Origin of the sequence: Methanosarcina mangrovi (genome assembly GCF_052057765.1) — an archaeon.
Taxonomy (GTDB): Archaea; Halobacteriota; Methanosarcinia; order Methanosarcinales; family Methanosarcinaceae; genus Methanosarcina.
In genome coordinates this window covers 901,807-916,553 of the sequence record NZ_CP195120.1, presented here as the reverse complement: position 1 = coordinate 916,553, position 14,747 = coordinate 901,807, and the positions used below count along the sequence as shown (strand labels likewise).

Genomic DNA, 14,747 nt, shown 5'->3' with positions numbered 1-14,747 from the left:
AAAAAGCTGAAAAAGAGAGCTTGGAGAAATTGAAATTCGGAATCAAAACTTAAAAAATAAGGTCTGAAGATTCCCTTGTTTTCCATTGCCGGGAATCAACTTAACCGGTTTCTGACGCTCTTTTTATCAGTACGTTTATCTAACATGCTCTCATTTTGTCATATTGATCGTTATGACTGAAGAGACAATTAAAAACTCAGACAAAATAGTCGAAAACGGAGATACTATTTCCGTTGATTATGTTGGGAAACTGGAAGATGGTACAGTTTTCGACACATCGGAAAAAGAAGCAGCTATTGAGGCAGAAATATACAACGAAATGAGGGACTACAAACCCCTGACATTCACTGTGGGAGCGGGGCAGATGATTAAAGGCTTTGACGAGGGCGTAGTCGGGATGAAAGCAGGGGAAGAAAAAACCGTAACTATCCCCTCTGAAGAAGCATACGGAGAATACATGGAAGAGTATGTAAGGGAACTCCCTCTAAATGCTGTCAATTTTACTCCTGAAGTCGGGATGCAGCTTGCTACGGAAAACGGGCTCCGGGGCAAGGTCACTGAAGTAGGCGAGGAAAATTTCTTAGTGGACTTCAACCATGAACTTGCTGGCAAGACTCTGATATTCAAAATAAAAGTCGTATCATTGGAGGCATAAGAAATGAGGGCCGGGAGGGGGGAAACTTTAATAGTATGCATTCTGCTCTTTGGGATTATCCTTTTCGGAAGCGGGTGCACGGATAGTGGAGAAGGAAACGTTGTGAAAACCGGAAACATCGTTCAGGTGGACTACACAGGAAAGCTTGAAAACGGTACTGTTTTCGATACTTCTGAAGAAGAAATCGCAAAAGAGGCGGGCATATACACAGAACAGAAAAACTATGTCCCCATATCCTTTACAGTAGGTGCGGGTCAGATGATCGAGGGTTTTGATAATGCAGTAATCGGGATGAAAGTAGGGGAAGAAAAAACCGTAACTATCCCCCCTGAAGAAGCTTACGGAGAATATGATGAGGCAAAAATTCAGGCTGTACCCCTTGAGGATCTGAACCTCTCAGTGAAACCTGAAGTAGGACAGATATTCAGCAACGTATACGGGGGGCAGTTCAAAGTCATTGCTGTAAATGAAACCCATGTCACTTTTGACTCTAACCACCAACTGGCAGGCAAGACTCTTGTATTCGATATAAAAATTGTCTCAATACAGTGAAGTTTGAGGAAGTTAAACCGGCTTAAAACCCGGTTTATATTCCATTAAAAAGAAGCAGTCTTCCGGCAACCGGGAAAAGACTCGGGGCTGCCGGAAGATCTGTAAAGAAAAAAAATAACAGGAGAATGAACGATGGAGAACTCTCGTACCGTGAAAAAGGGAGATTATCTCCTTATTGATTACACCGGAAAGCTTGAGGATGGAACAATCTTTGATACCACCTTAAAAGAAAAAGCTCGCGAAGCCGGAATCTACAGCGAGGAAAAGGAATACAGGCCTTTATTTTTCAGGGCGGATGCCCGGCAGGTGGTAAAAGGCATTGATGCCGGGGTTCTTGGTATGCGCGAAGGAGAAGAAAAAACCCTTAAAATCGCGCCTGAAGATGCTTACGGAGAATATAAGGATTATATGGTTCAGAAAATTCCTCTTGCAAGGCTTGAGCTCGAGGAGCCTCCAGAGGCAGGAAAAAAAATAATAACTCCTGGGGGAAGGGAAGTCAAAGTGCTCGATTCCACAGAAACCTATGCGACCCTCGACTTCAACCATGAGCTTGCAGGCAAAACCCTGATCCTGGAAATAAAACTTGTCTCTATTATTGCCCAACCTTCAAACTTAACCTGATCCTTCAAACAACCTGATCCTTCAAATTTAACCTGATCCTTCAAATTTAACCTGATCCTTCAAATTTAACCTGAGATAAATTAATCTTAAAGTAAATTCATTAAAAGTTAAGTTTGGAAACCACAAATTGGAAGGAATTGGGGATGGAAAAGGAAGAGAAAGTCGTGGTAGTGCTGCTTGTCATGGCATTGTTCTCGCTTTCGACGGCATACCTGTTCTTCGGACAGGCACCTGCATGGGCTGGACAGACTTCAGGAGGAAAAGCCCCGCAGTACACCCACGGATCCGAAGTCGGGGAAAAAGTGTCTTTTGACGCCGAGGTCCTGAGTAAACGATTTACTTATACCGGAGATCACCTGCTTCTGGAAGTGGACTTTGACTCCGAAGTCCTGAGCGTGTTTATTCCGAATACAGCAGGGGCTGAAGCCCTTAACAGCCTGATCAATGAAGGGGACGTTATCAGTATAACAGGCACAGTCTCCGAATATAAGGGGGAGAAAGAGATAAGGGTGGAAAGAAAAGAAGATGTTACCCTGAAATAACAGTAGAAAGGCGAGAGGATATTAACCTGAAACAACTGTAGAAGACAGGAAGATATTATTCAGGAATAACCGTTATCAATAAGCTTTGAAAGCGGAAGAACAGATCGTTAACCATATATCTATAGAATAACATTTGAGAAAATATGAAAGCATGTATCATGTGCGGAGGCGCAGGGACAAGGCTCAGGCCGCTGACCTTCAAGCACCCGAAACCGAGCATACCGATTCTCAATAAACCATCAGTCCGGCACCTGATAGAGCACCTTTCAAGGGAAGGGTTCAATGAGATAGTCATGACCCTCGGATACATGGGAGAACGCATAGAGGAACAGCTCGGAGACGGGCATATGTTCGGGGTACACATAGACTACGTGTACGAAAAAGAGAAGCTGGGGACAGCAGGCGGGGTAAAAAATGCTGAAGAATACCTGAAAAATGAGCCTTTTATCGTGCTTGGGGGAGACCACGTCCTTAACCTCGACCTGAGGGAGATGTACCGCTTCCATGAAGTAAACGATGCCCTGATAACTATAGGACTCCTTTCCATTGACGACCCGAGGGAATTCGGGATTGCAGATATGGATATAAATAACCGGATCCACCGCTTCCTGGAAAAACCCAAATCCGGCCAGATTTTCAGCAACCTTGCAAGCACAGGTATTTACATCTGTGATCCTGAAATCTTTGACTGGATCCCTGAAAATAAAAAGTATGATTTTGCAAAAGACCTTTTCCCTGCCCTGCTTGCGGCAGATAAGAGAATTAATGGCATGCTTGTCCGGGGAAAATGGACTGATGTAGGGAGTTCGGCGGCTTACAGGCAGGCCCAGCGCTGGATGCTTGACGCCCTTCCCGGAACCACAATCGAAGGAAACTTCACAACGAGAAACGCAAGAATACGAGGCCCCCTATCCATAGGAAACAACGTATCGATAGGTTCGAATTCTTCACTCGTCGGACCCATTGTCATAGGGGAAAACACCGTCATTGGTGATAGCGTCCTTATCGGGCCTTACAGTGTGATAGGGGCAAACTGCACTATCGATAATAATGCAAAGATTCTTTCTTCTTACCTTTTTGATGGGGTATCCATAGGTAAAAACTCCAACATCTCCGGAGCTGTAGTTGCAGATGAAACAGCTGTAGGAGAAGAGTGCAACCTTGAGAATGGGACGGTAATCGGGCACGAAGTCCTGATAAAGAACAATTCGACCATACATTCGGGAGTAAAGATCTGGCCCGAAGTTGTGATCGAAAAAGGCTCAAACATAAAGGATACAGTAGTCAACCCTGCCTATGATACTGCATATGAAGGCTCCTGAAAGGGCTAAAAAAGATTGAACTGTATGAAAATAGCAAAGAGCTAAAAATCTGCAATGGAAAAACTGAATCGAAACCCTTATTCCAGGTCAAGAGCATAACTCCCGGTCAAAATTGATATTCCGGGTTTCTCCGGACTCGAATGAAAGAATTCACGGCCTGGAAATTACGGGTTTCCTACAAAAATTGAGTTTTCAACGCTGATCCAAATTTTCAATAAGGTCTGAATTTTTGTCAGTAAGGATCCGAATTTTTGTCAGTGAAAACCCGAATTTTTCTGTGCGGATCCGAATTTTTGTCCGGGTATTAGTATTAAAACCGTTTAATTGACACATATCTGTTACGAATAAGTAAAGATCCTGGAAGGACAGGACAACTCTTGAAAAAATTGACCCGAAATCCAAAAAAACAGTTTAATCCGGCCTATTAAACTTTTCTTGTGCCGTTCATTATATATTGGATAAAGGGGTTTCCTTAAATAGAGTAAGCATACTTAATAAATAAAAAAATTAAGAGATTTAAATGACCAGGTATAAAAAATGGCTCATCGGGTCACTGGCAATCAGCGCGGTATCAATTGCCTTGGTTACATGCCTGACTTTTGACTCGGAGACCATTGAAGCCCTGAGAAGGATCAGGCTGGAGTACATTCTGGCAGCCGCCCTCCTTCACATGTTTTCATACTTAATCTGGGGACTGCGGACCCGGACTCTCTGCAAAGCCCTGGGACACAATATAAGCGTCCTGAAGGTGACAGAGATAGTTATCTCAAGCAGTTTTGTGGCGGGAATTACGCCTTCTTCTGCAGGTGGAGAGTTTTTGAGAGTCCACAGCCTGAACCGGAACAAAATTCCTCTGGGCAGAGCTACTGCAATCGTTGTAGGAGAACGCCTGCTTGATGCCATATTCATCTTTTCCTGCCTGCCTTTTGCCTTTTACATTCTTGGAGACATCGTTTCGAATTATGAATTTGATGCAGCTTTTTTAGCAGCAAATTCCCTGGTCTTTGTACTTCTCTTCTGTTTTGTTTACGGGGTCTGGAAGCCCGAAAAAGTCAAACACGTAACTCGTAAGCTGACAGACAGGCTTGCCCCTTATATAGGTAAAAAGACCGATGCTGCAGTTTTACATCTCGTGGAACAGGTCGACATGGAAATAGACCATTTTCATGACAGTGTCCGGGTCTTCTTTTCGGAAGGGAAAAAAGGGCTGCTCTGGGGAATTGCCTATACCTTTATTTTCTGGATCGTAGACTTTTCACTACTCGTTCTGATCCTGATGGGCCTTTCGCGGACACCTTCGATCATCACTACCTTTGCATCCCAGGTACTCCTGGCTGTTATAATGATAATACCCGCAACTCCCGGAGCAAGCGGAGTTGCCGAACTGGGAGCGGCTTCCATCTTCTCTATTTTTGTAGACTCGTCCGTCCTGGGAATTACCGTGCTTGCCTGGAGAGCCCTGACCTACCACCTGAACCTTTTAATAGGCGGGCTCATGAGCCTGAAAGTGATCAAGGACGCAGAAATTGTAAAAAAATGGATCGGAGACACGGCCGAACCCCGGCACAGCGCCTGAAAAGCTTCTGAACAGGGCAAAATAACCGTATATCAGAGGAAACACCCGGTACAATAGAAGAAACACCTGGTACATAGAAGGAACACCTGGAGAAAACCCACAAACCAGTATAAATTTATATTTAATTCTCACAAAAACTTATACTATGCCCTCCAGAGACGTCATCTTTGAGGTCCTCAGAAAAAGTGTACATCTGGTTTCAGTCCTGATAGTACTCATTTACGAATTTTACGGGAAAGAGGCGGTCCTCTGGGTACTGATGCTTTTCCTGGTAACCGTCCTTATCCTTGAATATTTCCGGCTCGAGCAGGATATGAAGATTCCTTTTTTCTATATGATGTACAGGGAACATGAAGCCGATAGCTGCGGAGGGCACATCTACTTCGCCCTGGGTGCAATTGCAGCAATTTCCCTCTTCAGCAAAGAAATCGCTTATGCCGCAGTCCTTATGACCACCTTCGGAGATTTGGCTGCAGCTCTCATAGGTAAATTCTACGGAAAAAAAAGGATTTTCAAAAAAATCTTTAAAAATGATAAGTCGCTTGAAGGTTCAGCCTCCGAATTTATAATTGACCTGCTGATCGGACTCGTAATAGTCGGAGATCCCTTGGTGGCCCTTGTCATGGCTTTTTTTGCAACTCTTACGGAAACCGCAGTAAACCAGATAGACGATAACCTCGTGATCCCGATTTTTTCCGGCTTTTTCGGGCAGATGACCCTGTTTCTATTGGCGTATTTATAATGCAAATAGAAAAAGGTTCCCTATCAATCGGTTTATCCGTTCCGGGTATCAAAAAAGGATCTTTCAATATTTTCTTCTGCGCCACAAAATTTGTAGCCAGCTGCCAGTATGAGAAATACCCGCATCAACTCAGGAAGCCGTATTTGAGTTCACGGGTAAATATCGGACATAACCGCCAGCTTGTCCGGCGGCCGTTTCCAAAACGAAGATGAAAAGAAAGGCAAAAAAACAGAAGAAACTTGTGAAAGATGAGAGTTTGAAAGGTTATTTTTCAGGTAAAGCAATTCCATTTTGTTCATCATTATGGCAGTTCCAGCTAATTTCCCTACTTTTTTCTGGCGCTTTTATTCGGTGAGCTCATCCCAAAACTATTTTATCCCTGCACCGGTCAAAATTTCAGAATTATTTTCATTATCCGCGATTCGATTGACTATTTCAGATTCAAGATTCGGAGAGCCGATTTTGAATTTTGGGAGAAGTTCGGTATTTTTTCTTCATTTTCGTGGGCAAGGCCGCTCTCCCACATCGAGCGGAAAAAGAACGACTCAGTATAGCGAATAAAGTTGTATAGGTTACAAACCAGAGCTAGGAGCCGGCCCTAGATTTGAACTAAAAACATTAACAGACTGAAGATGGGCGATCAGAAAAGAGGCAATCAAGTAGAGGCAATCAAGAGAGACAATCAAGTAGAGACAATGAAGTTGAAAAAGCAGTAGCAAAAAAGAATAAAGGAATAAAAGGATAAGCAAAAACGCAGTAAAAGAAGCAAGTGAATAACTAAAGAGAAAAAAGGTGATAGCTTAATTAAGCTGCCTCTTCTGCTCCGGTTTCACCCTGGGCCTGCTTAAGCCTTCTCATCTCCCTTATGCGCCTGACCAGCACTTCTCCGAGGTAAAGGGCGAGGGCTGCAAGAAGCACATAAATTTTCAGGCTCACAGGCTCGGTTGCTTCCCTTTCGGAATTCTGCCTTGCATCCTTCAGGAGAAAGGCTCTTGCCTCCTTTTCAGTGTAAATTTCTCCTCCGGTTGAAAGGATAAGGGGTTTGATATCATTATTGAGCCCGACGTCACGGTATTCAAGCGGGTAGTTTACAGCCAGCGGGTAGCCGGAAATATCGTGAATCCCTATTTCATCCGGGTTTACACTTGCTTCATAAGTATTCCTGCCTGTAAGGGCAAGGTCGAGCTGGGCTCCGTCCAGTTTCAGCTGCGGAACTCCTTCGTCGTACATTATCAGGGTGAGGTCGGAAGGGGTGCCAAGCCACGTATCCAGCGCTTCAACGACAGCTCCCTCTTCAGCCTGAGGATTTCCTATTGCCCAGTTAGTCATACCTGAGATGAGTCTGCTGTTTGAGCCGTTGTAAAGAGCCGAAGCCCAGCGAGTCCCTTCGCCCTCCCCATTATCCGTGGTAAAGGTCACAACGCGCCCGAGTCCGAAGCGCCAGGTGGTGAGCACAGGCTGCCCCGTAACCGTAATGACCAGACGTTCAGCTCCGGCTTTTGGTGTGACCTGGTTATATCCTGTGATACTTCCAGTAAGGTTCACACTCTTCGTAATGAAGTGGTCCGGAGAGTACTCAAGAAGCTGATAGGAGCCCAGGTCCTCAGTTTCTTCTTCTTCCTCAGAAGGCTCAACCGTGTCTTCAAACTCGATGTTTGCCCTCTCTCCCATATTGATATGCAGATAGTTATTTTGAAGTCCCAGTTCCTGCATCAGCTCCTCAGCATAGAGAGTTCTGGTCTGATCGGCCTGAGAGGGAGCAGAAGAGCGGATATGGACAAAGTACAGGTTTACACCCAGATCCTGCAGTTCCTTTGCAGCTTCAAGACTTGCATCATAAGAGTCTTCAATTCCTCCGTCCGAGATAATAATAGCATCCAGCTCACCGTCCTCTCCTTCCAGCATCTCTTTTGCGACATCGAGCCCCTGGTCCAGAGAAGTTTCGGCCTCTTCGCTGGGGGTCAGCTGCGAGATTTTATCCTCCAGAAGGGCAAGGTTCTGCGGAAGCCCCATAAATAAAAACCCGCCGGATACGTCATATCCCACGCTTCCGAATGCGATTACTCCAACGTTTGCATCTTTCAGGTTATCATTCCTGAGGATAAAGATGGCATTTGACAGGATATCTCCCAGAGTACCGTGAGCAGCCGTGCTTGGAGAGATATCAAGGATCAGAACCAGGTTTCTTCCTCCCTTAAATTCTGAGGGTTTTGAAACTACAGGCAGAACTTCTTCCAGGGAAGAATTAAGGTATTTCCCATAATTAAAGGCCTTATCTCCTCCGACTACGATAAGCCCGCCCCCGTTGCTGACATAATTTTTGATTTCCTTAATCTCAGCCTCGGAAAAGCTGTCTATGATCCGGTTGTCAAGCACCAGAACCTTACTATCCGTAATATTCCCTGCTCCTGAATAGTCGTTTACAACAGAAACTTCGTAAAGGTTGCTCAGGATATTGGCAAGAGGAGAACCGGTCTCCCCGGTAACAAGCGTGATTTTTGGCTTGGGGATCACATAAAGAGACTTATAAAACTCATTATTCGAATTATTGAAGTCCTCGCCTGACGGAGTTATCTTTACACTAAGATTATGGGCACCGAGCGTGGTAAAGGCTTGATTGATCGGAATGGTATTATTCCGGGTATCCTGAGAAAACTGCCTGCTCTGGGAAATTTTCCCGTCCACGTAAACTTCAAGGAAATAGCTGACACTCTGCTCCGAAGCCTGGCGGACGACTATATCAAATTCGTTCTGGTTGTCCACGACCACCGTCTTGTCTCCGAGCATCTCAACGCTGAGGTCATTTGTCTCAAGCTCGGGCTGGACAAGGTAGACAGGAGTATCAGCATCCCTTGCAAACCTCAGGGCTTCCGTAAGGTCCTTTCCTGCATTACTGTTTCCATCGGTAACAAGCACAATCTGGTTGCCAAGTCCGGAGTACTGGACCACGGCGTCCCCGAGCGAGGTCTTCTCCCCGGTCAGCTGCACGAGGGTGGTAGGAGTATCCGCAGCAAGAGCTTCATACAGGCCGGTCCCCGTGTCTTCGGGGAAAAGGCCCATACTTGTAGTCCTATCCTGGATAAGTACAAGCGAAGGGTCTTCCTCATTGACTGTCTGGGTAACCGTTGTATAGGGGGCAGCCAGGGCAAGGACAAGGAGGAAAGCAACAAGCATTCTCCACTCCACAAGTTTTGTTTTTGTCTTCCGCAGGAGATAAAAACCCGCAATAATCACAGGAATAATGAGGAGGAGCATCTCAGGGCTCTCAAGGGCTACGTTCACAGTTCACCCCTCCCGCGGACAATCAGAATTTCAAGCAGCATAAGCAAAAACATGATTCCTATGAGGTAGTTGGTAATATCGTTTTTTGCGATATAGGTGTCAGCTCGGACAAGCCTTGACCCGTCTTTTTCAACTGCCCGGCTGATAAGTTCCGAGGCGTCTACCGTAGTGTTCGATTCCCGGTCATCATAGAGGTTGACTGCAATCTCCTTGTCCGAAATCTCGTATATCCCTACCTCATCAAAGAGCAAACGGTTTGTTGTCAGGGTCTTTGAAGGCGTGCGAACCTCTTCGGTCTTTGCCAGGGAAGTCAGGGCTCCGGTTTCAAGGTTGTATTCCGAAATATCCCCTATGCCTCCGAGCCATTCGACGAGTTTTATCCAGAACACCGGGTACTCAGGCAGATTGTGGAAATTGTTCCAGGCCTCGTCCCCTAGCTCGTCGTTAAGCCCCATATAGAAGATGGTGCCTTTCCCTACCTGCCAGTAACTCAGCATGGGAATGCCGTCTTCAGTGGCCACGAGGGTTGTGGAACCTGTCCTCTCAGTTGCGTTCAGGTATTTGCGGACCGAGATTTCATCGGTTTTCACGTCCTCCGTAATGCTACTCTGAAGGACTTCTTCAACCTCAAGCCCGTCTTCTGCCACCTCAACTCCGACAGGTTTTACGGGCAGGATTTTAACGAGGCCTACCTCGGTCTTATTGGGTTCAAGGGCTTCGCTTGCAATGAAAACCGCATTTCCTCCGTTCCGTACGTAATTTTCGATTCTTTCCACCGAGCCGTTGACAATCGGGGTCTCTTTCTGGGCAAGCACTACAAGAGTATAATTGTCAAGAGAAGCCGGTACGGAATCCCTGAGTTCCAGATCGCTATTGGGGAGCAGGGAGAGTGCTGTTTTTGAAGGCAGTTTTCCATTATCGGTGACGTAGAGGACCTGCTGTCCGGAGGTATCCGGGATGGAGATGTAAGCCTTATTGTCAACAGACAGGTCGTCTTTAACGTTGAGACTGATCGTGGTAATTCCCGGGTTCAGGTTTTCCAGTGTGAACTGGTTTGTACTCCCTGCTGGAACAGAAAGGGTAAAAGACTTTGAAGCATTTCCCGATATTCCCCTTCCGGTCCCTATTTCAACGTTTGCGCTTTCACCTTTGTAGTTTTTGACCACACCGGTGTAGCTGTATTCTCCGTCCGTGGCTTCAATCCAGCCATTAATGATTCCTATATTATCCGCAGGCTTTCCGACCTTTACGAAATTTACCTCAAGCCCGTAAGATTCAGCCAGGTTCTTGGAAGCTACGGGGTCATCGCCGTTCCAGTTTGTAAAGTCCGAAATAACAATTACCCTGCCCCCTTCATCCGAGAGTAGGCGCATACCCGTAGTAATAGCTGCGGAAAGGTCGGCAGTGCCGGCTCCGGGCTTAACTATGCCAAAGATTTCCTCGGCCTCCGAAGCGCTTCCGCCTTCAAGAGCAAGCAGGGGAGTGCTGGAAGCAAGGACTATGCTGTTCTTCTTGCTCACATAGCCGTCGGCAATTTCGACCGCGTCTTCAAAACGGGACTCTACCTGCATGCTTGCCGAAGTATCAAGGATGAGCACCGTATGCTCTCCGCTAAGGGGCTCATTTGAGGTGTAATAATAGCCCGCAGCCCCTATAGAGAGCAGGATCAGCATGAGGAGCTGGATCAGGAAAAGAGGGTCCTGCACGATTTTCGTAAGCGAAGCGTAAACCCTTTTTCGTTCCCTTTCAAGTTTGAGGACAAACATCAGGGAGGGAATCGAAAACACCGCTGGTTTCGGGCGGAGCATGTAAATGATTATAAGCGGGATGATACTCAGGAGGGCAGCAAGAGCGAGGGGGTTTTGAAAAGGCATTTATTAGCGTCTCCTTCTCCTGATCGTATGGTAAAAAGCATCAAAGATAGGGGTGTCGGTTGTGAAGGTGTAAAACTCGGCTCCGACCTTCATGCAGGTTTTTTTAATACTTGCAGTGTGGTCGTCCAGCTTCTGAGTATAGCGTTCCTTGAATTTTTCGCTGATATATGTCCTTATATCTTCCCCTGTTTCAAGGTCCACAAGCTTGCTGTTTCCCTGAAGGGGAAGTACTTTTTCCGTGGGGTCAAGCACCTGGATAACAATGAGGTCGTGGTCCGAGAGCCTGTACAGGGCTGTTTCTATTGCCTTTGGGTCCTGCATGAAGTCGGAAATAAGGATTACAAGGGACCTTGACTTGATCACTTGGCTGTACTTCATGACGGCTTCACTGATGGAAGTGCCCCCGGAGAGTTCAAGTGCGCTGAGCCTGTCGATTGTCCGCATAAGGTTCTTCCTGCCTCTGCGGGGTCTATTGATATCAATTTCTTCCGTAAAAGTGGATATGGCAAACCTGTCGTTATACTTGGTTACCATGTAAGCAAAACCTGCAGCAAGCATGGCAGAATACTCAAATTTCGAGGTTCCCTTTTCGGGGTAGTCCATGCTTTTGCTGGCGTCCAGAAGGATGTGGGTTGTAAGGGTCTTTTCTTCCTCAAACTGCCTCACATAGAGCTTTTCAGTCCTCGCATAAGCCTTCCAATCAATATCTTTCAAGGCGTCGCTTGAGTCATACTCCCTGAACCCGATGGTATCGATGCCGTGTCCGCTTCGGGTTGATGGACGGTTCCCGGCATAGACCGTCGATACCCTCTTCCGGACCGAAAAGGTAAAGCGGTCAAGCTGCCTGAAAAAATCCGTTTCGATTTTTTGTTTTGTGCGAGTCATTCCTGATCTTCAACTGAAAAGCCCGGTTCTGCCGGACCTGAAAATCCCGGGAGGGTTTTAACCTCGGGAGGATTTTAATCTCATATTACATTTCACACAACTCAGTCCTCAGGACCTGCCCAGTTACAGGCCTTTCGGATTCTATTTACCGAATCTATTTACCGAATCTATTTACCGAATCTATTTATCGAATCGATACCCGTTTTATTTGACCTTCTTTAGAATTTCCTCAATAGCTTCATCAGGGGTCATCCCGCTTCTTTCGGCTTCGAAGGTCAGGATCAGCCTGTGGCGGAGAACCGGGTAAGCCATGTAATCAATGTCCTCTTTGCTCACGAAGTTCCTGCCCTGGATCAGGGCTCTTGCCTTTGCTGCGAGGATAAGGCCGATAGATGCGCGGGGAGATGCCCCGTACTCGATGTGTTCCTTATCTTTGCGGGTCATTGACACAATAGAAAGGACACGCTGCTTGAGTTCTTCGGAGATAGGAACCTGTCGGGTGAGCTTCTGTAAATCGAGAAGTGTGGACTTGTCCAGGCCCCTGGTGATCTCAGGGGTTTCGGACTTCGTATACCGGTTTATAATTTCCATCTCCTCTTCAAAGGAGGGATAGTCTATAAGGATCTTTAAGAGGAAGCGGTCTAACTGGGCTTCGGGAAGGGGGTATGTGCCTTCCATTTCTATTGGATTCTGGGTAGCAAGAATGAAAAAGGGGCGGTCAAGAAGAAAAGTGTCGTTTCCGACTGTTACCTGTTTTTCCTGCATGGCTTCGAGCAGGGCGGACTGTGTTTTGGGGGATGCACGGTTGACCTCATCTGCAAGCACGATGTTTGCAAAGACAGGCCCGGGTTCAAACCTGAATTCTTTTTTGTCACCCTTCTCCTCAATCACGTTGGTCCCTGTGATGTCAGAGGGCATCAGGTCGGGAGTACACTGAATTCTGCTGAACTTCAGGTTCATCGCCTTTGAGATAGTGGAGATCATAAGGGTCTTTCCAAGCCCCGGATTGCTTTCCACGAGGGCATGCCCTTCACAGAGAATTGAGATTATGATCTGTTCCACTGCCCTGTTCTGGCCCACTATGACATTCCCTATCTCTTCAAAGAAACTTTTAAAAATCCGGCCTGCGTTCTGGTAGGTCGTGCCTGCCTGCCCTGAATCGATATTATCCTCACTCATATTTGCTACATCCTTTAAATTGCTGTTTTTCACGGGACCCGATGCCCATTCCTGCTGAACCTTATCCGCTTCTGCAACAGAATGCCATTCAAAAACAGCCTGTTGTTCCAAATATAGCCTGTTAGTCTATACGGTCGAATTAAAGCCTGTGATATTACGACCAGTAATTTCAAAAACTGCTTTCAATAATTTTCGATTAACGAATAGTTAAGTCCGACTTAATATAAATTTTTCATGATATTAATATAAAATATTCACATTATTCACATTATTCTTCTGCAAGTTGTTCAAAGTAAGTCTGGATAACACTCCTGTACCCTTCGGGAAGGTTTTCATAATAAGACTGAGAAGCAATGGCTTCAGGGTTGTAGATATCCGACTGAATGAATGATTCGTTGTTTCTCTCTTCTCCTTCTTCCTGGCTCGTAAAACCCTGCCCTGCGCCCGGCGGGATTTTTAAGTCCACTTCCGTGCCCTCAACTATGATAACGGCCGGCTCGCCAAAAAGTTCTTCATTGCTCTGCTGGTCTCCAGACGTTCCGCCGTTTTCCTCCAGGGAAACGAGATCCGAACCCGAACCCGGCAAAGTAATGGTTTCGATCACTTCATCCAGGTCGAGAGGAGTGACAGTTGTCTGATACCCGGTCAGGGCAATATATGCCAGAACCGCAACGGCAAACACGGTTATCAGGACATCCTTTGCAAGCTTTTTTCGGTTAAGGAAGACAGACGACTTCACAGGCTTGGAATCGATTACGACGCTGCCTATAAGGTCGCGGACAATAACGTTATCCATATCCCTATTGTCATAGGCTGTCCTCATCCTCTCCCTGAGTACAGGATACTTTTCTTCAATCAGGGAAATCGCATCTTTCTTTTCAGCCCTGTAATACCTGACTGCCGTGAGGATAAGCGAGAGGGCAAAGGCAAGAATAATCAGCCCAAGAGTTTCAAAGACAATTTCAGAACCAAGAATACCGTATTTTGAACCGGTATAGGGCTCGAAGGTGCTAAACATTAGAAATATATCTCTCATGTTGAGGAGCACAAAAAGGGCGTAGAGAACCAGAAACGTTGCAAGAAGGTCTGCGAAAACATAGAGTCCTCTATATTTTTTCAGAACCGATTCGTGTTTGTTTATGATGTTTTCAAGCTCCAGAGCCATCCTGCTCCCTTCTGCAACCGGAGATCCCGGTTTTATTATTCTTAAGAATATTATATAAAGATGCACAACGACTGATAAAGATACTATAGGAAGATATTACAGAAAGATACTATATAAAGATACTATATAAATGTACACGTTCCAGTTGCAAATTCCTTCTGTACGCTTCTTCTGTGCCTCCCTTCCGCAAGTTTCTTCCGCATGCTCCCCGGAAATACATCCATACCAGAATTCCATTCTGAACCCAGAGGCTCTTTTCTGAACCAGAGGCTCTTTTCTGAACCAGGGGTTCTTTTCTGAACCAGGAGTTCTTTTCTGACCCGGAAAACCCTTTTCCGAACCTGAAGACCTC

General features: G+C 46.0%; 12 protein-coding genes. 7 read left to right on the top strand and 5 right to left on the bottom strand.

The window, feature by feature from the left end:
• The first annotated feature begins 172 nt into the window (after nucleotides 1-172).
• From ACSAZL_RS04375 to ACSAZL_RS04345, 7 genes are all read left to right on the top strand, one after another.
• Nucleotides 173-655: an FKBP-type peptidyl-prolyl cis-trans isomerase gene (locus ACSAZL_RS04375; protein ID WP_440947515.1), complete on the top strand. Its 483-nt coding sequence runs from the start codon at nucleotides 173-175 to the stop codon at nucleotides 653-655.
• 3 nt (nucleotides 656-658) lie between these two features.
• Nucleotides 659-1,207, top strand: a complete 549-nt coding sequence (locus tag ACSAZL_RS04370) for an FKBP-type peptidyl-prolyl cis-trans isomerase (RefSeq protein ID WP_440947514.1) — start codon at nucleotides 659-661, stop codon at nucleotides 1,205-1,207.
• Nucleotides 1,208-1,339: 132 nt separating this feature from the next.
• Nucleotides 1,340-1,828, top strand: coding sequence for an FKBP-type peptidyl-prolyl cis-trans isomerase (locus tag ACSAZL_RS04365; protein WP_440947513.1), 489 nt, complete (start codon nucleotides 1,340-1,342; stop codon nucleotides 1,826-1,828).
• A gap of 143 nt (nucleotides 1,829-1,971) precedes the next feature.
• On the top strand, nucleotides 1,972-2,370 hold the full coding sequence (locus ACSAZL_RS04360; protein ID WP_440947512.1) for an OB-fold nucleic acid binding domain-containing protein: 399 nt from the start codon (nucleotides 1,972-1,974) through the stop codon (nucleotides 2,368-2,370).
• A 143-nt stretch (nucleotides 2,371-2,513) separates the two neighbouring features.
• A complete protein-coding gene (locus ACSAZL_RS04355; RefSeq protein WP_440947511.1) occupies nucleotides 2,514-3,692 on the top strand; it encodes a sugar phosphate nucleotidyltransferase in 1,179 nt (392 codons plus the stop codon).
• A 520-nt stretch (nucleotides 3,693-4,212) separates the two neighbouring features.
• Nucleotides 4,213-5,268, top strand: a complete 1,056-nt coding sequence (locus tag ACSAZL_RS04350; RefSeq protein ID WP_440947510.1) for a lysylphosphatidylglycerol synthase transmembrane domain-containing protein — start codon at nucleotides 4,213-4,215, stop codon at nucleotides 5,266-5,268.
• A 145-nt stretch (nucleotides 5,269-5,413) separates the two neighbouring features.
• A complete protein-coding gene (locus ACSAZL_RS04345) occupies nucleotides 5,414-6,010 on the top strand; it encodes a diacylglycerol/polyprenol kinase family protein (protein ID WP_440947509.1) in 597 nt (198 codons plus the stop codon).
• A gap of 804 nt (nucleotides 6,011-6,814) precedes the next feature.
• Here ACSAZL_RS04345 and ACSAZL_RS04340 read toward each other — a convergent pair.
• The 5 genes from ACSAZL_RS04340 to ACSAZL_RS04320 form a co-directional block, all read right to left on the bottom strand.
• Nucleotides 6,815-9,292, bottom strand: coding sequence for a hypothetical protein (locus tag ACSAZL_RS04340; RefSeq protein WP_440947508.1), 2,478 nt, complete (start codon nucleotides 9,290-9,292; stop codon nucleotides 6,815-6,817).
• Nucleotides 9,289-11,166 (bottom strand): DUF7408 domain-containing protein, encoded by a 1,878-nt coding sequence (locus ACSAZL_RS04335; RefSeq protein WP_440947507.1) that lies wholly within the window; start codon nucleotides 11,164-11,166, stop codon nucleotides 9,289-9,291. The genes ACSAZL_RS04340 and ACSAZL_RS04335 overlap by 4 nt, the downstream gene beginning before the upstream one ends.
• 3 nt (nucleotides 11,167-11,169) lie before the next feature.
• The gene (locus tag ACSAZL_RS04330) at nucleotides 11,170-12,051 is read right to left on the bottom strand and encodes a DUF58 domain-containing protein (RefSeq protein ID WP_440947506.1); all 882 of its coding nucleotides are present in this window, start codon (nucleotides 12,049-12,051) and stop codon (nucleotides 11,170-11,172) included.
• Between the two features lie 204 nt (nucleotides 12,052-12,255).
• Nucleotides 12,256-13,230, bottom strand: a complete 975-nt coding sequence (locus ACSAZL_RS04325; protein WP_440948782.1) for an AAA family ATPase — start codon at nucleotides 13,228-13,230, stop codon at nucleotides 12,256-12,258.
• Nucleotides 13,231-13,498: 268 nt separating this feature from the next.
• Nucleotides 13,499-14,395, bottom strand: a complete 897-nt coding sequence (locus tag ACSAZL_RS04320) for a DUF7502 family protein (RefSeq protein WP_440947505.1) — start codon at nucleotides 14,393-14,395, stop codon at nucleotides 13,499-13,501.
• Nucleotides 14,396-14,747: the final 352 nt, after the last annotated feature.